This window comes from Pseudomonas sp. GW456-12-1-14-TSB6 (assembly GCF_059424205.1).
In genome coordinates, this window is record NZ_JBWKZE010000026.1 from 1 (window position 1) to 18,853 (window position 18,853).

General features: G+C 63.2%; 17 protein-coding genes and 1 pseudogene. 6 read left to right on the forward strand and 12 right to left on the reverse strand.

Annotated features, from left to right (window positions below; all coding sequences use genetic code 11):
* The 5 genes from AC07Y2_RS21610 to AC07Y2_RS21630 form a co-directional block, all read right to left on the reverse strand.
* The coding region (locus AC07Y2_RS21610; protein WP_103386838.1) for an ABC transporter permease subunit at positions 1 to 619 on the reverse strand (619 nt) is incomplete at its 3' end.
* Positions 616 to 1,443: a PhnE/PtxC family ABC transporter permease gene (locus tag AC07Y2_RS21615; RefSeq protein ID WP_103386839.1), complete on the reverse strand. Its 828-nt coding sequence runs from the start codon at positions 1,441 to 1,443 to the stop codon at positions 616 to 618. The genes AC07Y2_RS21615 and AC07Y2_RS21610, both read right to left, overlap by 4 nt.
* Positions 1,437 to 2,234, reverse strand: coding sequence for a phosphonate ABC transporter ATP-binding protein (locus tag AC07Y2_RS21620; protein ID WP_103386840.1), 798 nt, complete (start codon positions 2,232 to 2,234; stop codon positions 1,437 to 1,439). Before AC07Y2_RS21620 ends, AC07Y2_RS21615 begins: the two co-directional genes overlap by 7 nt.
* Positions 2,231 to 3,082: a putative selenate ABC transporter substrate-binding protein gene (locus AC07Y2_RS21625; protein ID WP_007955223.1), complete on the reverse strand. Its 852-nt coding sequence runs from the start codon at positions 3,080 to 3,082 to the stop codon at positions 2,231 to 2,233. The genes AC07Y2_RS21620 and AC07Y2_RS21625 overlap by 4 nt, the downstream gene beginning before the upstream one ends.
* Positions 3,083 to 3,191: 109 nt before the next feature.
* Positions 3,192 to 4,031 carry a type 1 glutamine amidotransferase domain-containing protein gene (locus AC07Y2_RS21630; RefSeq protein WP_103386841.1) on the reverse strand — a complete coding sequence of 280 codons (840 nt, stop codon included), beginning with the start codon at positions 4,029 to 4,031 and terminating at the stop codon, positions 3,192 to 3,194.
* Positions 4,032 to 4,132: 101 nt separating this feature from the next.
* On the opposite strand from AC07Y2_RS21630, the gene AC07Y2_RS21635 reads away from it, so the two are divergent.
* Positions 4,133 to 5,059 (forward strand): LysR family transcriptional regulator, encoded by a 927-nt coding sequence (locus tag AC07Y2_RS21635; RefSeq protein WP_103386842.1) that lies wholly within the window; start codon positions 4,133 to 4,135, stop codon positions 5,057 to 5,059.
* A gap of 6 nt (positions 5,060 to 5,065) precedes the next feature.
* On the opposite strand, the gene AC07Y2_RS21640 is transcribed toward AC07Y2_RS21635, so the two are convergent.
* Entirely contained in the window at positions 5,066 to 6,058 is a 993-nt protein-coding gene (locus AC07Y2_RS21640; protein WP_103386843.1) for a zinc-binding dehydrogenase, read from the reverse strand.
* 116 nt (positions 6,059 to 6,174) lie between these two features.
* Positions 6,175 to 7,071, reverse strand: coding sequence for a LysR family transcriptional regulator (locus tag AC07Y2_RS21645; RefSeq protein WP_103386844.1), 897 nt, complete (start codon positions 7,069 to 7,071; stop codon positions 6,175 to 6,177).
* Between the two features lie 164 nt (positions 7,072 to 7,235).
* Here AC07Y2_RS21645 and AC07Y2_RS21650 point away from each other — a divergent pair, with 164 nt between their 5' ends.
* Positions 7,236 to 7,985 (forward strand): SDR family NAD(P)-dependent oxidoreductase, encoded by a 750-nt coding sequence (locus AC07Y2_RS21650; RefSeq protein ID WP_085611803.1) that lies wholly within the window; start codon positions 7,236 to 7,238, stop codon positions 7,983 to 7,985.
* An 11-nt stretch (positions 7,986 to 7,996) separates the two neighbouring features.
* On the opposite strand, the gene AC07Y2_RS21655 is transcribed toward AC07Y2_RS21650, so the two are convergent.
* Positions 7,997 to 8,668: a paraquat-inducible protein A gene (locus tag AC07Y2_RS21655; RefSeq protein WP_064381884.1), complete on the reverse strand. Its 672-nt coding sequence runs from the start codon at positions 8,666 to 8,668 to the stop codon at positions 7,997 to 7,999.
* Complete coding sequence (locus AC07Y2_RS21660; RefSeq protein ID WP_085667158.1) at positions 8,665 to 9,261, reverse strand: paraquat-inducible protein A; 597 nt, start codon at positions 9,259 to 9,261, stop codon at positions 8,665 to 8,667. The genes AC07Y2_RS21655 and AC07Y2_RS21660 overlap by 4 nt, the downstream gene beginning before the upstream one ends.
* Positions 9,262 to 9,418: 157 nt before the next feature.
* Between AC07Y2_RS21660 and AC07Y2_RS21665 the strand changes: the two are divergent.
* Positions 9,419 to 9,610, forward strand: a pseudogene (locus AC07Y2_RS21665) (hypothetical protein); the annotation flags it as partial.
* Positions 9,611 to 9,765: 155 nt separating this feature from the next.
* Here the strand turns inward: AC07Y2_RS21665 and gstA are convergent.
* On the reverse strand, positions 9,766 to 10,380 hold the full coding sequence (gene gstA, locus AC07Y2_RS21670; protein ID WP_039772135.1) for a glutathione transferase GstA: 615 nt from the start codon (positions 10,378 to 10,380) through the stop codon (positions 9,766 to 9,768).
* A 108-nt stretch (positions 10,381 to 10,488) separates the two neighbouring features.
* Here gstA and AC07Y2_RS21675 point away from each other — a divergent pair, with 108 nt between their 5' ends.
* Together AC07Y2_RS21675 and AC07Y2_RS21680 are read left to right on the forward strand one after the other, a co-directional pair.
* Complete coding sequence (locus AC07Y2_RS21675) at positions 10,489 to 11,391, forward strand: transcriptional regulator GcvA (protein ID WP_103386846.1); 903 nt, start codon at positions 10,489 to 10,491, stop codon at positions 11,389 to 11,391.
* A 123-nt stretch (positions 11,392 to 11,514) separates the two neighbouring features.
* Positions 11,515 to 11,940, forward strand: a complete 426-nt coding sequence (locus AC07Y2_RS21680) for a cupin domain-containing protein (RefSeq protein WP_103386847.1) — start codon at positions 11,515 to 11,517, stop codon at positions 11,938 to 11,940.
* A gap of 91 nt (positions 11,941 to 12,031) precedes the next feature.
* Here the strand turns inward: AC07Y2_RS21680 and AC07Y2_RS21685 are convergent, their stop codons facing one another.
* A complete protein-coding gene (locus tag AC07Y2_RS21685; protein ID WP_052266604.1) occupies positions 12,032 to 12,436 on the reverse strand; it encodes a response regulator transcription factor in 405 nt (134 codons plus the stop codon).
* Complete coding sequence (locus AC07Y2_RS21690) at positions 12,433 to 13,425, reverse strand: response regulator (RefSeq protein WP_074690853.1); 993 nt, start codon at positions 13,423 to 13,425, stop codon at positions 12,433 to 12,435. Before AC07Y2_RS21690 ends, AC07Y2_RS21685 begins: the two co-directional genes overlap by 4 nt.
* Positions 13,426 to 13,686: 261 nt before the next feature.
* Between AC07Y2_RS21690 and AC07Y2_RS21695 the strand changes: the two genes are divergently transcribed.
* The gene (locus AC07Y2_RS21695; protein WP_256587051.1) at positions 13,687 to 18,828 is read left to right on the forward strand and encodes a trifunctional serine/threonine-protein kinase/ATP-binding protein/sensor histidine kinase; all 5,142 of its coding nucleotides are present in this window, start codon (positions 13,687 to 13,689) and stop codon (positions 18,826 to 18,828) included.
* The last annotated feature ends 25 nt before the right edge of the window (positions 18,829 to 18,853 follow it).

Genomic DNA, 18,853 nt, shown 5'->3' on the forward strand with positions numbered 1-18,853 from the left:
CGACAAACCCCAGCACACTGGCCATCCGGATATTGTTCTCCCACCGATACAAACAGTACGCCAGCAACTGCGGCGCCAGGTTCGGCAGCGTGCCGTAGCAGAACGCCAAAACCGGATTCCCTCCCTGCAACCGAATTGCATCCGCCGGTTCCGGAGGCGTGTTTTCCAGCGCCTCAGCAAACAACCGCCCCAACACGCCCGTGGTGTGCAGGGCCAGTGCCAGTGTCCCGGCATTCGGCCCAAGCCCAGCCGCCAGCACCATCAACGCAGCCCATACCAGTTCCGGAATCGCGCGCAGTGCATTGAGCAGCAGGCGCGCGGCACTCTGAAAAAACCAGCCAAATCGGCCTGCGGCGGGGAGCGCCAACAACAAGCCCAGCACGGCAGCGAGCAGGGTGCCGAGGGCGGACATGGCGAGGGTTTCCATCGATCCGCGCAGGATGGCTGTCAGGTAATCGGCGCTGAGGTCCGGGCTGAGAAAGCGCCCCACATACAAGCCCATCTGTTTCAGGCTCGTAGGACTGCCGAGTTCTTCAAGATCAAGGCCCAGGTAGGCAAACGAGGCAATGACGGCCGCAACAATGGCAAGAATCAGCACCAAATTGATCAGGCGTTTCATGCCAGTCTCCAGCGCAGCAGGCGGCTGAGTTGGTCGGCGCCGAGGACGAGGAGGAGGAAGGTCAGGAGCATGCTCGCGACTTCGCCGCCGGCGAACATGCGGATCGACAGGTCGATCTGTTGGCCGAGGCCGCCGGCGCCGACGAAGCCCATGACCACCGAGGCGCGGATGGCGCATTCCCAGCGGTAGACGGTGTAGGAGAGCAGTTCCGCCGCGACGTTGGGCAGTACGCCGTAGGCGAAGCTGGCGAGGCGGCCGCTGCCGGCCTGGAGCAGGGCGTGGGCCGGGCGTTGGTCGGTGGATTCGTAGATTTCGGCGTAGACCTTGCCGAGCATGCCGCTGTAGGTGATCGCGATGGCCAGCACGCCCGCCGCCGGGCCGAGGCCGACGGCGCGCACGAACAGCAGCGCCCAGACGATTTCCGGCACGCTGCGCAGGAAGATCAGCAGCCCGCGCACCGGCCAGCGCAGCAGTCGTCCCAACAGGCTCGGGCGGCCGCTGCGGGAGGCGGCGGTCAGCGACAGGGCGCGGCTGGCGAGCAGGCTGGCCGGCACTGCCAACAACAGCGCCAGGGCCATGCCGGCGGTGGCGATGGCCAGGGTTTGCAGCGTGGCTTTGAGCAGTAATTGCAGAAACTCGCGATCATGGGCCGGTGGCCAGAACATCGACACGAAGCGGCCCATTTCACTCTGGCTGTCGGCATGAAACAGCACGCCCAGATCCAGTTCGCTGAGCTGAATGGCGGGCCACAGCAAGGCAATCGCCAGCCCGGTCAGCAGCAACCGGGGCAGCGCGGCGGGGTCGCGGTTGTCGGCGCTCAGCATCGCGGAATCTGCACAATCAGCGGGGTGACGGCGGGCGCCGGGGATTGCAGTTGTTCGTTGGCGTAGAGGGTGTCGAGCATGTCGCGGCTGACTTGCGCGGACGGGCAGTCGAACAGGATCCGGCCCTCGCGCAAACCGACGATGCGCGGGAAGTGCGACAGCGCCAGTTCCACCGCGTGCAGGCTCGCCACCAGCGTGACGTTGTGCTCGCGAGCATGGCGCGACAGGATCGACAGCGTGTGCCCGGCCAGCACCGGGTCCATCGCCGAGACCGGCTCATCCGCCAGCAACACTTCCGGCGCCTGGTACAGCACGCGGGCGATGCCGACCCGCTGCAATTGCCCGCCGGACAGTTGCTGGCACTGGCTGAAGAGTTTGTCGGCCAGATCCAGTTTTGCCAGGGCGGCGCGAGCGCCGGGCACGTCGAGCGGGTGCAGCAGATTGATCAGGCTTTTGCCCAGGCTCCATTGGCCGAGTTTGCCGGCCAGCACCGCCGTCACCACCCGTTGCCGGGGCGGCAGCGGAGGCGCCTGATGCACCAGACCGATGCGCGCACGCAGGCGTTGCCGTTGGCGGGCGGACAAGTGCCAGGCGCGCTCGCCCAGGACTTCGATGTCGCCGCTGCTGGGCCGAATCGCGGTTGCCAGCATATTCAGCAGGCTGGATTTGCCGGCGCCGGACGGGCCGATGATCGCCACCTGCTCGCCGGCTTCGATCTGCAAATCCACGCCGCGCAGGGCTTCCACGCCATTGGTGTGGTGCAGAAAACCCTGTTTGAGGCGCAGCGTCATTTCAGCAAGTCGGCGGCGCGGGCGGCTTCCTCGATGCCTTTGTAATTGTCCGGGCTGGTTTCGATGAAACGGCTGGCGGCTTGCAGGTCGAGGATTTTCTTGTGCTCGGGGTTGGCCGGGTCAAGGTCGAGGAAGGCTTTTTTGATCTTCGCCGCCAGCGCCGGGTCGAGGGTGCCGCGCACGGTCCAGTTGTAATCGAAGTAGGCCGGGGTGGTGGCGAAGACCTTGACCTTGTTGGTGTCGACCTTGCCGGCGTCCACCAGTTTTTGCCAGACGCTGGCGTTCAGCACACCGGCGTCGACCTTGCCGGCCTGCACCCAGGCGACGGTGGCGTCGTGGGCGCCGGAGTAGCCGACGCGGCTGAAATAGCTTTCCGGTTTGATGCCGTCCTTGAGCATGAAATAACGCGGCATCAGGCTGCCGGAGGTGGACGACACTGAGCCGAAGGCGAAGGTCTTGCCCTTGAGGTCGGCAAGGCTTTTGACGTTCGGGTCGGCGGTGATGAATTTGCTGGTGAACTGCGCGTCTTGTTCGCGCTGCACGAGTGGAATGGCGTTGCCGGTTTTCAGCCGCGCCTGAACGAAGGTGAAACCGCCGAGCCACGCCAGGTCGAGACGGTCGGTGGCCAGCGCTTCAACCACCGCCGGGTAATCCGCCACGGGGACGAACTGCACGTCCATGCCCAATTGCTGTTGCAGGTACTTGCCCAGCGGCTCGAACTTGCGCAGCAGCTCGGTCGGGGCTTCATCGGGAATCGCGCTGACCTTCAACACCTCCGCAGCTTGCGCCAGCACGGCGGACAGGGACAGGGCCAAACCAGCGGTCAGTGCCAGGGTTCGCTTGAGCATGGAATTCTCCGTTTCGTGGGCATCAAGGTCGATGCACCCGTCGATGGGCAATCATCGTCGGGTGCAACGTCAGGTTAGACGAAACGGTGAAAGTGCGAGGGCGCCGAGATCACTTCAAGCGGTCAACGAGGGTCTTGCCCACGGCCAGGGCCGACGCCGGGTTTTGCCCGGTGACCAGTTCGCGATCAACCACCACATGGCTGGCCCACGGCGCCGAATTGCTACTGAAAACGCCGCCGGCCTTTTCCAGCGCAGTCTGCGGATAGAACTTCATCGCGCCGCCGTTCAACAGGCCTTTGGCGATTTCTTCTTCCTGATTGCTGATGACCGTGAACTTATAGCCGGCATACGTCCAGTTGTTTGCCGTCTTGGCTTTGCCGGTTTCCAGCTGGCGGGTGAATGCGGTCGGATCCGTCAGGGTCGACAGCAGTGCAATCGGGCCGTGGCACACCAGCGCTGTGGTTTTGCCTGTTTGATGGAAGTTGTTCAGCAGTTTGCCCAGCGCCTGGCTGTGCAGCAGATCCTGCATCGGTGCGTGGCCACCCGGAATGTAGACGGCATCGAAATGCTCGTAGCCGACTTGCTCCACCCGCGACAGGCTGATGACCGGCGATCCATCGGGCGAGGTGATCTTCAGTTGTTCCAGCAGCGCCTTGTGGGTCTGCAGTGCTGCCACGTCATTGTTGAAATACATCTTGTCGTCGGAGGAGCGATCCAGCGTCGGCGCCTTGCCGGTCGGGGTGGCGAAGGTCACGGTGTGGCCGGCATCGAGCAGCAGCTTGACCGGTTGCATCAGTTCGTTGAGGTAGAAACCGGTGCTGAAGACCTTGCCGTCCTTTAGATCGAGATGATCGGAGTCCGACAGCACCACCAGCACATTGGCCGCATGGGCGTTCAACGCGGCAACGGAGAGAGACAAGGCGAAAGCAAGACGTGTAATTGAGCGCATGGCGATTCCAGAAGATGAAGGAAAGTACGGCTCACTGTATTGATGCTCATCGCGGCGATAAACTCGCGCCACAGCAAAGCATTTGTTCTCTGGAGATCAAGATGAGTCGCCGATTCGATTATCTGGCCGACGTCGAAGTGTTCGTCACGGTGGTGGAGAAGGGTTCGCTGAGCGCCGGTGCAGTGTTTCTCGCAACCACGCCGTCGGTGGTCAGCCGGGCGATTTCGCGGCTGGAGGCGCGCCTGGGTGTGCAGTTGCTGCGGCGCACCACGCGGCGTTTGAGTCTGACCGATGCCGGGGTGTTGTACCTGGAGCAATCCCGGGCGGCGTTCGGCCTGATCGACGACGCCGAGCGCACGATCCAGGGACAGGACGGCGAACTCAGCGGCCGCGTGCGCCTCAGCGTGCCGACCACTTACGGCCACTATCGTTTGCCTGCCATGCTCGGCCGTTTCACCCGGCAACATCCGCAAGTGCGCGTTGAGTTGAGCATCAGCAATCGCAACGTCGATTTGGTAGCCGAAGGCTTCGACCTGGCTATTCGGCTGGGCGCGTTGCCGGACAGCGGGCTGATCGGGCGCAAGCTGGAGGACGCCGGTTTATGTGTGGTGGCCGCGCCGGAATATCTGCGACGGGCCGGAACACCGCAGCGCGTCGACGATTTGCAGCGGCATGCGTGCCTGCCGTTCGTGATGCCCAGCACCGGGCGCGTCGGGCCGTGGCTGTTCCGTGAGCAGGGCGAAGACCGCGAATGGCTGCCCAGCGCCAATATTCAGGTGTCCGACGATGTGCTGGGGATTGTGTCACTGGCGGAGCAGGGGCTGGGCATCTGCCAGACCTATGACTTCATCGTCCGCGAGCGGATCGAGAGCGGGCGACTGGTGCGCCTGCTTGAACAGTCGGGCGGGCGCTCCCGACCGTTCTCGGTGATCTATCCGCCGCACCGGCAGCTGTCGGCTTCGGCGCGGGCGCTGATTGATTGTCTGACCCGAGAGGTCAGTCAAGGCGTTGGGGAAGGCCTCGACTGACGCAATTCAAACGACGGGCAGACGCGTCACCCATTTCCCGCCACCCGCGCCGTCCTTCAGGGCGCGCAAGGCCTGGGGCAATTCATCGAAGTTGAACATCTGCAGCGCCGGGCCGATCAGGCTGCCGTCCAGCAAGGCTTGCAGCAGGTGCTCGCCGTTGCGGCGCAAGGTCTGGCGATCGTGCAGGCTGGCGTGGACGTGGAAGCTGTTCAATGCCACTTCATGCAGCGAAATCGCGCTGGTGAACGCCGGCAGCGGCGCGCTTTCCTGACGATCCTGAATGCACACCAGATGGCCGTTGTAGCCCAGCAGGTCGGCCATTTTCGCCGCGTGAGCGCCGCTGACCGTGTCGAATACGGCGTGCAAACGACGTTCGCCGAGGCTGGCTGCGAGTGCGCTTTGCCAGTCCGGTTCGCGGTAATCGAATACGCCGACTGCGCCCAGGGCCTTGAGCTTTGCATGATGCGCGCCGGACGCGGTCGCCCAGACCCGCCATCCGCGTTGTACCGCCAGTTGCACCAGCAGCAGGCCGACCGCGCCGCCGGCGCCGATCACCAGCACATCGGCTGCGCCATTCGCGGGGACTTTTTCCACGGCTTGCCACGCGGTCAGTCCGGGGCAGGGCAGTGACGCCGCCGCGGCATCATCGAGCGCGGCAGGCACCGACAGCACGGTGGCGGCGTCCAGCAGGCAGTACTCGGCGAAGCTGCCATCGTTCGCCAGTGATTGGTGATACGCCACGCGACTGCCGGGTTGTAGTGTCACGCCGGCGCCGGCTGCGACCACCACGCCCATGCCGTCGACACCCGGCACACGGCCGGTGTGCCACGCGGAGTGGCCCCACTCGATGATCTTCCAGTCCACCGGGTTCAAGGCGATGGCGCGGTTGGCCACCAGCACTTGGCCGGGGCCGGGTTGCACGAGGGGTTTGCGGGTCAGTGTCAGGCCATCCAGCCCTTGGCCGGACGTCCAGGCCCAGGCAGCGTAATCGGTTTGCATTGTGCGGTTTCCCATGACTGTCAATGGCCGCCAGTATCGGTGGCAACGGGCATGAGAAGAACCGGCCCTGGGTCAAAGGTGTTTTGCGTAAAAGTCAGCAATGCTCCCGCAGCACCTCAATCGACCTGCGCAAACCGCTCCACCAGCCAATCAATGAACACCCGCACCCGGTTGCTCAAATGCCGGTTCGGCGGGTACAGCACATGAAACGGATACACCGGCGGACGCCAATCTTCGAGGACCGGCACCAGTTCGCCGCGCTCGATGGCTGTCCTGACCGTGTAGCTGAAGGTGTGGATGATCCCCAGCCCGGCGAGCCCGGCCGCCAGGTGCGCGTTGCTCTCGTTGACGCTGATCAGGCCTTTGCCTTCGATCTGATGGCGTTCGCCGTTGCGCTGGAAGTTCGACGGCAGGATGCGCCCGGTGGAGGCCGAGCGGTAGGCGATCAGCTGATGGCTGGCCAGGTCGAGCGGGTGGCTCGGGGTGCCGTGGCGTTGCAGATAATCGGGCGTGGCGCAGGTGGTCCACGACACTTCGCCGAGGCGGCGCACGGCCAGGGTTTGTTCGGTCAGCGGGCCGCCGCGAATCACGCAGTCCACCCGTTCACTGATCAGGTCCACCGGGCGGTCGCTGACGCCCAGATCAACCTGGATGTCCGGATAGCGTTCGAAGAACTTCGGCAGTTCGGGGATCACCAGCATCGTCGCGGTCGAGCCGCCGATGTCTACGCGGATCTTGCCGCGCGGCAGCCCCTGAGCCTGGCTGAAGCCCTGATCGATGTCGTCCAGTTGATGCAGCAGTTGTTGTGTCAACTGGTAATAAGAGGCGCCGTCGGCCGTCACGGTGAGGCGGCGGGTGGTGCGTTGCAGCAGGCGTACGCCGAGGTGGTTTTCCAGTTGGCCGATCAGTTTGCTGACCGTGGTTTTCGGCAGGTTCAGCGAGTCGGCGGCTTTGGTGAACGAACCGCTTTCCACGACGCGGGCGAAGGTGCGGATCGCCATTAACTGATTCATCGATTCGGGCTCGGTGGGGTAGATGCGGTTGAGTATTGTGCATGTCTGTGCACAAAAAAAACCGATTTTGCGGATTTTTCAATTCAATCGATCGGCCTAAAGTCGCTTCCAACGGCTCACCTACGACCCGTCACTTACCTCGAAACGGTTACTGGAGATTCATCATGAGCAACAGACTTGAAGGCAAAATCGCACTGATCACTGGCGGCACCACCGGCATCGGCCTGGCCTCGGCGCAGGAATTCGTCGCCCAGGGCGCCACGGTATTTATCACCGGCCGCCGTCAGGCCGAACTGGACAAAGCGGTCGCCGCCATCGGCCCGCGTGCCATCGGCATCCAGGGCGATGTGGCGAAGCTGGAGGATCTGGATCGCATCTACAGCGAGATTTCCGCCAAGGCCGGGCACCTCGACATCCTGTTCGCCAACGCCGGCGGCGGGGACATGCTGCCGCTGGGCGCGATCACCGAAGAGCACTTCGACCGGATTTTCGACGCCAACGTGAAGGGCACGCTGTTTACCGTGCAGAAGGCCTTGCCGCTGCTGCGCGATGGCGCCTCGATTCTGCTGACCTCGTCGACCACCTCGGTGCAGGGCACGGAGAACTTCAGCGTCTACAGCGCGAGCAAAGCGGCGGTGCGCAACTTCGCTCGGTCATGGTTGCTGGACTTGAAACCACGGCGCATCCGCGTCAACGCCATCAGCCCTGGCCCGGTGCGCACGCCAGGTCTGGCAGGGCTGGTGCCAGCGGAACACACCCAGGGGCTGTTCGATCAACTGGCGTCTATCGTGCCGATCGGGCGTCTGGGCGAGCCGAGCGAGATTGCCAAGGCTGCGTTGTTCCTGGCCTCGGATGACAGCAGCTTCGTCAACGGCATCGAGTTGTTCGTTGACGGCGGTACTGCGCAGATCTGATCCGATCTGATTTAAACCGCTTGATGCCCCGGCACTTGTTCAGTCGAGTGCCGGGGTTTCTCTGTTTCTTCGTCCGGCGCGTTATCCCAGATCAGCCGTGGGTCGAAACTCATCGCCGAAAGCATGGTGAACACCACCACAAGGCCGAAGAACAGAATCCCTACGCGCGGCTCGATGTCCCCCAGCGCCTGGAATTTCACCAGTGCAGCCACCAGCGCAACCACCAGTACATCGAGCATCGACCAATAGCCGATCAGCTCGACGAAGCGGTACAGCTTCGAACGCTCCTTGCGCGCCCAATGGCTGTCCCGTTGCACGGTGACCAGCAGCAAGGTCAGCGCCACGAATTTCACCCCCGGTACGGCGATGCTGGCGACGAAGATGATGACGGCGATGTCCCACGCACCGTGTTCCCAGAACTCCAGCACGCCGCTCATGATGGTGCTGTCGGCGCCGCTGCCGAGCAGGGTGGTGTTCATCACCGGCAGCAGATTGGCCGGCACGTAAAACGCCAGCGCGGCGAACATGTAGGCCCAGGTGCGGGTCAGCGAGTTGGTCTTGCGCCGGTGTAGCGGCGCGTCGCAGCGCGGGCATTGGTGCGGTTCGCCGGTCATGTCGCAGGCCAGTCCGCAGCTGTGGCACAGGCACAGGTTGAGTTCGCTGGCAGTCGGTGGTCGTTTCATAGGATGTCCCACAGTTCGCGCACATCGCGCCCGGCGATGCGGATCAGCAACAGGCTGAGCACGGCCAGGGCAAACAGGCCGATGCCGGGAATGACGTCGAGCATGCCCGCCAGTTTGAACACCGCGACCATGGCACCGAGCAGGCAGACTTCGAGCATGCTCCACGGCCGCAGCGTTTCGAGCCAGCGCATGCACAGCTTGAACCCCGGCGAGCGGCGCGAAGCGAGGGCGAAGCTCAGGACCCAGATCAACAGCACCAACTGGAAGGCCGGGGCGATGATGATCGAGATCGCCGCGACCATCGCCATGAAGGTGATCGGCCCCTGACTCAGGGCCAACACTGAATCCCAGAGGGTCGCGCTGTTTTTCAGGCCCTTCATGCTGATGCTCATCACCGGGTAGAAATTGGCGAACAGCCACAGCATCGCCGCGGTGAAGCTCAGGGCCAGCCGTTGCTCCACGCTCAGGTTGTTGTAGCGCTGGAGCACGGCGCCGCAACGCACGCAGAGGGTCTTCTGGTGTCTGGCCAGCACGACTTTTTCGTACACGCAGTCGCAATGCTCGCAGATGATCAGTTGATCGGTGCTGGCCATGGGGCGCTCGACGGAAGGAAGGCTTGAACCCCTTCACTATAGAAGCGCTGGGGCATTCGGCAACCGGGGTGCCATTCGTCCAATGCCGGGCACTAACCACCACTCACTCGTTTCACACCTTCAGGTACGAACATTGCGCACCAGAACGGAGAACCTCATGGACATTGATGAAAATGCACCCGGTAACCAGTCACAGCAGGCTGTGACCCGCACGACCGACAACGAAACCGGCCATGATCCGCGCAAAGACGAGTCGCCAGTCCCCTTGCCGCCGGACGATGAAGCGCCACTGGAAGAAGACATGAGCGATGTGGCGGCCAACAATTCGTTGGGTTCTGAGCATCCGCAGGACGGCAACCGCTCAGGAAGCGCCGACGCCGACCCGCAGAGCATCACCAAGGATGATGAGGACCGAGAAGCGCGGGGCCTGCCGGCAAGTGATCCGGAGTCGGGCGCCTGACTGCGCGCCGGCCCATTTGAGGGCGCTCAGCGCAATCGGTCGCGTCAGAGGACCGGTTGCGTGGCTTCCTCTGCCGCGATGGCCGCCCGCACACTGGGTCGCTCGGCGATGCGCGATATGTAGCTCGCCAGCGCTGGCCAGTCTTCGATGGCGATACTGAATGTCGGCAACCACTTCAGCACCGTGAACAGATAGGCATCCGCTACGCCGAAGGCCTGCATCAGAAACGGCTGGGTGGCGAGGAGGCGGTTCAGGTAATCCAGACGTTTGAACAGTTTGTATTTGAAGAACGTTTTGGTGGTTTCCGGGATTTCGCTGCTGAACAACGGCGCGCTGCCGCCATGAATTTCCGAGCTGATGAAGTTCAGGTACTCCTGCAAACGCGAGCGCTCCCAGCTGCCATTGGCCGGGGCCAGCGCATGACCGGGCACGAGGTCGGCGAGGTACTGCAGAATCGCCGGCCCTTCGGTCAGCACTTCACCGTTGTCCAGCATCAGCGCGGCCACGTAACCCTTGGGATTGATCTGGCGAAAGTCCCGGCCGTCGGCGGTTTGCTTGGTCTGGTTGTTGACCCGGATCAGCTCGAACGGCAGCTCCAGTTCGCGCAATACGATGTGCGGCGCCAATGAACAGGTCATGGGGGCGAAGTACAGTTTCATGGGATCTCCTTATAGATGGAGGCTCAGAATCCGCCATCGCCGCTCGGCTTCGCAAAGGACATATCCAGTGCTAGCGTATGACAAATTCTCATGGACTGAAGAGGTCATATGCTGCCCCGACTGCCATCGCTCAACGGATTGCGCGCCTTCGAATGTGCCGCCCGGCACATGAGCTTCACCCGTGCCGCCGAAGAATTGAACGTCACGCAAACTGCGATCAGCCATCAGATCCGTCGCCTCGAGGATGAACTCGGCGTGCGTCTGTTCATGCGCTTGAAAGACGGTTTGGCATTGACCGAGGAGGGCAATGCTTACTTGCCCGGCATCCGCTCGGCGTTTCTTGAATTGCGCTACTCGACTGAAAAGCTGCTGGAATCCAGCAACAACAGCGTCCTGACCATCAGCACCCTGGTGTCGGTGGCGTCCAAATGGCTGTTGCCGCGTCTGCCGTCGTTTCGCGAAGCGCATCCGGACATTGATGTGCGGATCAGCGCCTCCACCGAGTGGGTGGACTTTCGCAAGGGCGGCATCGATGCGGCGATCCGCTACGGCGACGGGAATTGGCCTGGACTTCGGGCCGACTGGTTGATGGCCGACGAGATCTTCCCGGTGTGCAGCCCGCGCTTGCTGACCGGCGACAAGCCGTTGAATACACCGGTGGACCTGGCCCATCACCCTTTGCTGCAAGTCAGCGGCGTGACCGCCAATGACTGGAACGACTGGCTGCATGCGGCAGGCCAGCCACCGCTGACGGCGAAGGGTCCGCGATTGACCTTCGACCTGGCGATGATGGCGGTGCAGGCGGCGATTGACGGGCAGGGCGTGTGCATCGGTCGCTCGACCTATGTCGATGACGATCTGCGCGCGGGCAGGCTGGTGGCGCCGTTTGATCTGCGCTTGAAATCCGCTTCCGGCTTTTACCTCGTCACGCCCCACGATCAGGCCGAATCGAAAAAGATCGTGGCGTTCAGAGGCTGGCTATCGCAGGTGCTGGCCAAACCCTTTGTATAAGCGTGTATCCATCGCGCCGCCGTACACAAACGGGTAACAAACCCCGTCATCAGGACACATCCTGAGTACATGCCTCGGCCAAAGTAGTGGCCAACACATCACTACTTCCAAGAGGACAACACCATGCGCCGCACACTTCTGATGACCGCTGCCGCCGTACTCGTTTCGCTGACCGGCCTCGCACAGGCGGCTGACACCCCATCTGCCGCCCCGGCGAAGAACTGGCAACAAGGCCTGAGCCGTACCGATCTGGTCCGACAGGACCTGGGTGCTGCGGATCGCGAGGTGATTCAGGCTCGCGTCGATTTCGAACCGGGCGTCACGTCGCCCAACCATGCGCATCCGGGTGTGGAAGTGGCTTACGTGATCAGCGGCACCTTCGAGTACCGGCTCGAAGGCCAGGCGCCGGTGACGCTCAAGGCGGGTGATTCACTGTTCATCCCGGCGGGTGTGGCGCATATCGCCAGGAACGTCGGCAGCGAGAAGGGCTCGGAACTGGCGACCTACATCGTCAAGAAGGGCGAGCCGCTGCTGATTCTCAAGCAATAACGTTTCGCGAAAAAAAGAAGGCCTGCCGGTTTGGCAGGCCTTCTTGCGTCTGGCGTGCAGCCAAAGTCGTGGGTCGCGGCGAACGACCGCTTCAACTGTCGTTTTCGAGTGCCGACTCCACGGCCCTGAGCAGCACATCACCGGAGAACGGCTTGCCCAGGCAGGCGAAGGCGTTGTAGCGACGGGTCTCGGCCAGGGCGGCGTCGTCCCAATGGGCGGACATGCAAATGACCGGGAATTTCCTGTCTCGGGACGCCAGCGCCTGCATCACCTCGATCCCTGACAAACCGTGCATTTTCAGGTCCAGCAACAGGCACGCAATGTCCTCGAAATGTTCCTGCGCCAGGAAATCCTCGCCACCGCTGTATAACCGCGCGTGGTAACCAGCGGAGCGCAGCAGGTTGGCGAGGCTTTTACGTACGGACGCATCGTCGTCGACGATGCAGACGATAACCGCGCTGACAGTGAGCGCGGGCGTGTCGGTGTCCTGACTCATGAAGGGTTCTGCACGCCGGACGGTGGCGGCGTGCTGATCAGGCCATACAGCTCGACGAGCCCGACCAGCGAGCGCGTCTGCATTTTCACCATGATGTGTTTGCGATGAACCTTGGCCGTCACTTCACTGGTGCCCAGCCTGTTGGCGATGTGCTTGTTGGAGAGGCCCGCAACGATCAACGGCAACACTTCACGCTCCCGTGGCGTCAGCAGGGCGGCTCGCTGGCGCACGCTCTGGACCCGCTGCCACTGCTGGAAATCAACCGCTGCGCGCTGGCGGGTCGCTTGCAGGATGGCCAGCAACTGGTCGTCGTCGAACGGCTTGGTCAGAAACTCGACGGCGCCCGCTTTCATCGCTTGTACCGACATCGGGATGGTGCCGTAACCGGTCATGAAAATGACCGGCCATGGATGTCCTCGCTCGCCGAGCGTCGACTGCAGCTGCAGACCGGTCGCCTCCGGCAGGCTGACATCGAGCAACAGGCAGGCCGGCCCGGCCTCGAGGTCAGCGCCAAGCAGCTCTTCTGCCGAATTGAAGATCCGGTGGGGCACGCCTTCGGCCCGCAGCAGGCGGCTGAGTGACGTGCGCACGGAAGCCTCGTCGTCCACGATGAACACCGGCACGCTGTCCGGATCAATCGCAGGCTGAACCTCTGTTGCAGGGACGCTCGCGGCGACCGGGTGAAACGGGGGCAGGGAAGGGGCACTGTCTTTCAATAATCGGTAACCTCGGCGCGGGACCGTCTGGATGATCTCATTCTCTCCAAATAACTTGCGCAGCGATGAGATCTGCACTTGAAGATTGTTTTCCTCGACGACGGTATCGGGCCAGACCTGGGTGAGCAATTCATCTTTGCTGACGATCCGGCCATCGGCCTGCATCAACACCGACAGCAGTTCGAACGCCCGTCCTCCCACGCGCAGCGGCCGTCCGTCAAGAAAGGCTTCACGCCGCTCCAGGGAAATAGTCGCTTGGCCGAGTCGGATCATACGGTTCTCTGCGTGGTGTCGAGTGAGTGGCACAGGGCGCCGGTTCATCAGGACGACACGCTAGGCGACGACCTCGCGCAATTCAATTATCCCGAGGGATAAGGCCGGTGGTTTTTCAATCTCTGCAACCGGTCGGGACAGGCGCTCGACGGCCATGATGGTGCCGGATGCGGACATGGGCATCACCACGAAACCTCTGCGCCAGAGCCTTGCGTATACTCCTGCGCCAGGCCTGAAACGAATAATGAGCGGTGACAGCGAATGCCCGGCAGACTTTCCTCCTCTCCAGCCCTCTGCAACCCGGATGTCGTGCCGGATGACGCCTGGCTGGAGGGCTGTGCATTCGAGCTGCTGCGCCGGGAAATCGACCTGACCTGGTTCACCATCCACGATCCTCGGTCGGACTTCCGCTGGCTGGCCGCCCGCGCACCGATCCAGCGTCCTGACGTGGGCAAGCGTCTGGAACGGGACTTTCATCTGCGCCCGGATTCAGCCTGGGCCATCCGGCCGGTCGCCTTCATCCGTTCGGCAGAAGGGCCGTTGCTGGTCTATCCCGAGACGGGCGTGGCCCTGTCTGATCTGCTCGGTCAGTCCCGCCTGCCGCCGGGCCGCTTGCTTGCCATCGCGGTCGCGGCGGCCCATGCGCTGGTCAATGCCGGGAAGGCCGGCGCACGGCAGTCCAATCTGTTGCCCTGGCACTTGCGGGTGGGCGCCGATGATTCGGTGAGCCTTCTGGGTTATCACACCGACGAGCAGGCGGGCGCCGTCGCCGAGCTTCCTGCGCTGGAGCACTGGCCCTACCTGGCCCCCGAGCAGGTTCGGCGCGATGGCGCCGGTTTCGATGAGCGCAGCAATGTCTACGCGCTGTCGAGCATTCTTTATCACGCCTTGACCGGCCAGCCGCCCCTGACGGCGCGTGACCCGTCGCACTGGCGGCATGTGCATGCCGCGGTCCAGCCGACATCGCCGGCCGTGCATGTCGCCGACCTGCCGGAAGGCCTCTGTCGCGTGTTGCTCAAAGGCCTGGCCAAGGAGCCGGGCGCTCGCTATCAGAGCATGGAGTCGATGGCCACTGACCTTGTCTGGTGCCGTCAGCAATGGCTGGAGCATGGCCATGTGAAGGCTTTCAGGCTGGGCACCTTCGATGCACTGCCATCCGTTGCTGACGACCCGGTACTGTTTGGTCGGGAGGCGGAGCGCGCACAACTGCTCGAACAGATCAGCCAGGTGCGCAGCGACGGTATCGCCCGCGTGCTGTGGGTGGGCGGTACACCGGGAGCGGGCAAGTCAACCCTGATCCATCAGGGCGTGCGGCCGTTGGTTCCCGGCTATTGGGCCAGCGGCAAGATCAACCTGTTGCAGCAGGAAATCCCCAATGCGCCGCTGGCGGAAATCTTTCGTTCGCTGATGACTCAGTTGCTGGGCAAACCCGCACTGGAACTGCAAACCCTCGGCGCGCAACTGATTGAACGGCTCAAGGGGCGCGGCAGGATCCTGGTGGATCTGGCCCCCGAGGCCGAACTGGTGATCGGTGCCACGCCGGAACTACCCAACATGCCCGCCCGGCACGCGCTTGAGCGGGTCAATCGCACGCTGCTCGATGCGCTGGACGTGTTTGCCCAGCCCGGGCGGCCGCTGGTGCTTTTCGTGGATGACGTGCAGTGGGCGGACGATTCGACGCTTGCGTTTCTGCGCGCTTTCTTCGCCCGGCCACCGCGGCATCTGGTACTGATCCTGGCGTACCGGGACAGCGGGTCGAAGGCCTTTGCGCGGGAGGACGCCATACTCGACGTGCTGCGCGGCGAACAGGCATTGCCCGGCATTCACATCACGCTGGGCGCCTTGTCGGTGTCCGCCGTCGCGCAACTGCTGGCCGCAGAACTGGACACCGATCCCGCCGGCATTGAAGTGCTCGCCCAGGTCGTGCATTTGAAAACGGCTGGCAATCCGCTGTTCGTCGGCCAGGTGTTGCGGGCGCTGATCGATGAGCGTCTGGTGCGTTTCGACGCGGCGGCGGATCGCTGGGTCTGGAACCAGAGCGATGTGGACAGCTATCGCTATGCCGACAACGTCGCGGAGTTGATGGTACAGCGACTGGACCGGCTGACATTGACCGAACGAGACGTCCTGCGCACGGCGGGTTACATCGGCGGTCGCTGTGATGAATCGCTGCTGGGCCGGGTGTTGCCGTTCGATTCGGTGCAACTGGCGCGCGATGTACAAAGTCTGGTGGATGGGGGATTGCTGCTGCGCGCCGGCGCGCAACTGGTGTTCGGCCACGACCGGGTGCTCGAGGCGGCCTGTCAGCTGCCTTCGCCGGTGGGGCGTGGCAGTGAGCATGCGCGCATCGCCGCTGCCATGCTGGACCTGTGGGGCGAACAGGCCCATGAGCGCGTGTTCGAGATTGCCGGTCAGATTCAGCGTGTCGACGATGCTGCACTGACGCAGTCGCGCAGCGCCGCGTTTATTGATGTCCTGGTCGAGGCTGCCGAGCGCGCGAGGGATTCGGCCGCCGTGCAACTGGCGGCGGATTATCTGCAGACGGCCGGACGCCTGCTCGGTCAGAGCGGCTGGACCCACCTCTATCCGCAAGCGTTCGCCAGCACCTGGCTGGCTGCCGAGTGCGCGATGCTGCTGGCGGATCTGGCGGGGGCCCGGGGACGTCTCGATGATTGCCTGAACTACGCGCTCACGGACGCGGACCGCGCGAAAACCTATCGCTTGCGTGCCACGTTGCGCACGCTGCACTCCGACTATGAAGGGGCGATCACCGAGGCTTTGACCGGCCTGGCGCTGCTGGGCATCACCCTGCAACGCAAACCTCCCGAGGACCATCTGACCCGGGCCTTTGCGCAGGTGCGCGACCTGATCGGCACGCGAGCGATCGCCGATCTGGTTCATTTGCCCAAGGCTGAGGATGCGCAGATCGAGGCGGCCATGGAGCTGCTCGGCACATTGATTCCTTCGTTCTTCGTCGATGACGATCTCCGCTTGCTGCACCTGGCGAAAATGGTCGAACTCACGCTCGAACACGGTACTACGCCAAGCAGTGGCTACGGATTTGCCTGGTTTGGCGTGATGATCGCCGAGCGTTTCGGCGAATACGTGGACGGACTGGCATTTGCGCAAGTCGCCCTGAAACTGACTGACCTGCATGGCTATGAGGCCGGCCGCACAGGCACCCTGGTGGCGCTCGATCAGGTCAGCCCATGGACCCGGCCGATGGCGTATGCCCGGCAGACAGCGCTCGCGGCGTTCGAGTGCGGTCAGGCCGGGGGTGACCTGGGCATGTCCTGCTATGCCTGCAATCACATTGTTTCCGACTTGCTGTTCATGGGCGAACCCTTGCAAAAGGTGCTGGACGAACTGGAGCACGGTCTGGCCTGGGTGAGGCAGTTCAATTACGTCGATATCGAACGCATTCTGCTGGCGCAACAGGCGTTCGCCATCGACCTGCGTGACGGTCGCCCCGTGCGGGCACTGTCTGAACTGGAGGGCGTGGAACACGACCGTTTCGGCCCCATCGATCGCGCCAGTGTTTCGCAGTCGACGTTGTTCCTGTCGTGGCTGTATTCCGGCATGTCGGCCTTTTATGCAGGCGATGCGCTGTATGCCTGGCGGCGTTTCGAAGACGCCGCGACGGTGGCCTGGTCCATTCCTGCGCATATCAATCTTGCCGATTACCATCTCTTTCGCAGCCTCGCACTGGCCAGTGCGCAAGTGCCGGGTGACGTTGAGCGAAAGCTGCAAGTGCTTGAGCAGCAACGCCAGCGATTTCTTTCATGGGCCGCGCTCAATCCGGCGACATTCCGCAACAAACTGCTGTTGATCGAGGGCGTGATCGCGCGCTTGCGCGGTCAGGATCTGATTGCCATCCGTTGCTTCGATCAATCGCAGATCGCAGCGGCGGGCGCCGGTTTCGTTCACGAACAGGCACTGGCGCACGAGCAACTGGCTGACGTCTGCATGTCCAATGAGCTGGTCTCGGGGGCTCATCACCACCTGCGTTTTGCCCGGGATTGCTACGACCTCTGGGGGGCGAGCGCCAAGGCGCGGCAACTGGAAAACCGCCATCCGTTTCTGCGCACGGAACCCGCTTCGCAACCTTCACAACCGATCAACCGGGGCCGGCTGGACCTGGAGGCGGGTATCGAGGCCGCGCGGGCACTTTCCCAGGAGGTCTTGCTGGATCGGCTGGTCGAGACCTTGATGAACCACCTGATGGTTCAGGCCGGGGCTGACCAAGGTGTGCTGATGATGGTCGCTGAAGGCGACCTGCGCCTGGCGGCCGCTGCGTCGATGGAAGCCGGCAATCTGATGATTGCGCTGGGCAGCGACCAGGCGCTTGAAGCGCTGGCGCCTGCGTCGGTGCTCAATGCAACGATGCGCACTCGTGCACCCCTGGTGCTCGACGATGTGCGGGTCGATTGCCCCGAAGCCTATGGCGCCGATCTGCGTCGGCGGCAGACCCGCTCGATGTTGTGCCTGCCGCTGCTCAGACAAGGCACGTTGATCGGTCTGGTCTATCTGGAAAACAGCCTGGTGCCCGGCCTGTTCGGTGCCGAACGGCTGACCATGCTGGAAATTCTTGCCTCCCAGGCAGCGGTGTCGCTGGAGACCGCCCGGCTGTATGCGCAATTGGTGGAAGACAACCGCCTGCGGGCGCAGATGGAAGCGGATCTGCGCAGCTCCCGCGCCGAACTGGCGCGCAACTCGCACCTCAAGGTCATGGGCGAACTTTCAGCCTCCATCGCCCACGAGATCAGTCAGCCGCTGCTTGGCATTCAGTCCAATGCCTCGGCCAGCCTGCGCTGGCTCAAGCGTGAAAAGCCCGATCTGGACGAGGCGATTCAGGGCCTGGAAGACATCCGCTCGGACAGCACGCGGGCCGCCGACATTGTCCAGGCCTTGCGCGCACTGGCCAGGCAGGCGCCGCTCAAGCGCTTGCCGGTGCAAATCGACGAGTTGGTGAGTGGTGTCGTTCAACTGACGGCGACCGAGCTGACCAACCGCAACGTCGCCCTGCACACCCGACTCGAAGCGCAATGTCAGGTGTGGGGCGACTCGGTGCAGATCCAGCAGGTGGTGTACAACCTGATCAACAATGCGATGGAGGCGATCGCCGGCGCCGGGGTCCCGGACGGGCGCATCGTCATCAGCTCCACCGTCAGGGACGGCCATGTGCGGGTGACGTTCCAGGACAACGGGCCGGGGATTGGCGTGCCTCAGCGCGAGCAGGTATTCGATGCCTTTTACACCACCAAGGGCAGCGGCATGGGAATGGGCCTGGCCATCTGCAGATCGGTGATCGGCGCACATGGCGGGACATTGCTGATCGAGGACAGCGAGCAGGGTGCCCGACTCAGTTTCGACCTGCCGCTGGAACCGGCTGGCGCCGGATAAAAAAAGGCCGCATCAGCGGCCAAAG

Excerpts from the sequence above, each read along its gene's own strand:
- AC07Y2_RS21615 (WP_103386839.1), bottom strand. The coding sequence starts at position 1,443 with ATGCTGAGCGCCGACAACCGCGACCCCGCCGCGCTGCCCCGGTTGCTG.
- AC07Y2_RS21620 (WP_103386840.1), bottom strand. The coding sequence starts at position 2,234 with ATGACGCTGCGCCTCAAACAGGGTTTTCTGCACCACACCAATGGCGTG.
- AC07Y2_RS21625 (WP_007955223.1), bottom strand. The coding sequence starts at position 3,082 with ATGCTCAAGCGAACCCTGGCACTGACCGCTGGTTTGGCCCTGTCCCTG.
- AC07Y2_RS21630 (WP_103386841.1), bottom strand. The coding sequence starts at position 4,031 with ATGCGCTCAATTACACGTCTTGCTTTCGCCTTGTCTCTCTCCGTTGCC.
- AC07Y2_RS21635 (WP_103386842.1), top strand. The coding sequence starts at position 4,133 with ATGAGTCGCCGATTCGATTATCTGGCCGACGTCGAAGTGTTCGTCACG.
- AC07Y2_RS21640 (WP_103386843.1), bottom strand. The coding sequence starts at position 6,058 with ATGCAAACCGATTACGCTGCCTGGGCCTGGACGTCCGGCCAAGGGCTG.
- AC07Y2_RS21645 (WP_103386844.1), bottom strand. The coding sequence starts at position 7,071 with ATGAATCAGTTAATGGCGATCCGCACCTTCGCCCGCGTCGTGGAAAGC.
- AC07Y2_RS21650 (WP_085611803.1), top strand. The coding sequence starts at position 7,236 with ATGAGCAACAGACTTGAAGGCAAAATCGCACTGATCACTGGCGGCACC.
- AC07Y2_RS21655 (WP_064381884.1), bottom strand. The coding sequence starts at position 8,668 with ATGAAACGACCACCGACTGCCAGCGAACTCAACCTGTGCCTGTGCCAC.
- AC07Y2_RS21660 (WP_085667158.1), bottom strand. The coding sequence starts at position 9,261 with ATGGCCAGCACCGATCAACTGATCATCTGCGAGCATTGCGACTGCGTG.
- gstA (WP_039772135.1), bottom strand. The coding sequence starts at position 10,380 with ATGAAACTGTACTTCGCCCCCATGACCTGTTCATTGGCGCCGCACATC.
- AC07Y2_RS21675 (WP_103386846.1), top strand. The coding sequence starts at position 10,489 with ATGCTGCCCCGACTGCCATCGCTCAACGGATTGCGCGCCTTCGAATGT.
- AC07Y2_RS21680 (WP_103386847.1), top strand. The coding sequence starts at position 11,515 with ATGCGCCGCACACTTCTGATGACCGCTGCCGCCGTACTCGTTTCGCTG.
- AC07Y2_RS21685 (WP_052266604.1), bottom strand. The coding sequence starts at position 12,436 with ATGAGTCAGGACACCGACACGCCCGCGCTCACTGTCAGCGCGGTTATC.
- AC07Y2_RS21690 (WP_074690853.1), bottom strand. The coding sequence starts at position 13,425 with ATGATCCGACTCGGCCAAGCGACTATTTCCCTGGAGCGGCGTGAAGCC.
- AC07Y2_RS21695 (WP_256587051.1), top strand. The coding sequence starts at position 13,687 with ATGCCCGGCAGACTTTCCTCCTCTCCAGCCCTCTGCAACCCGGATGTC.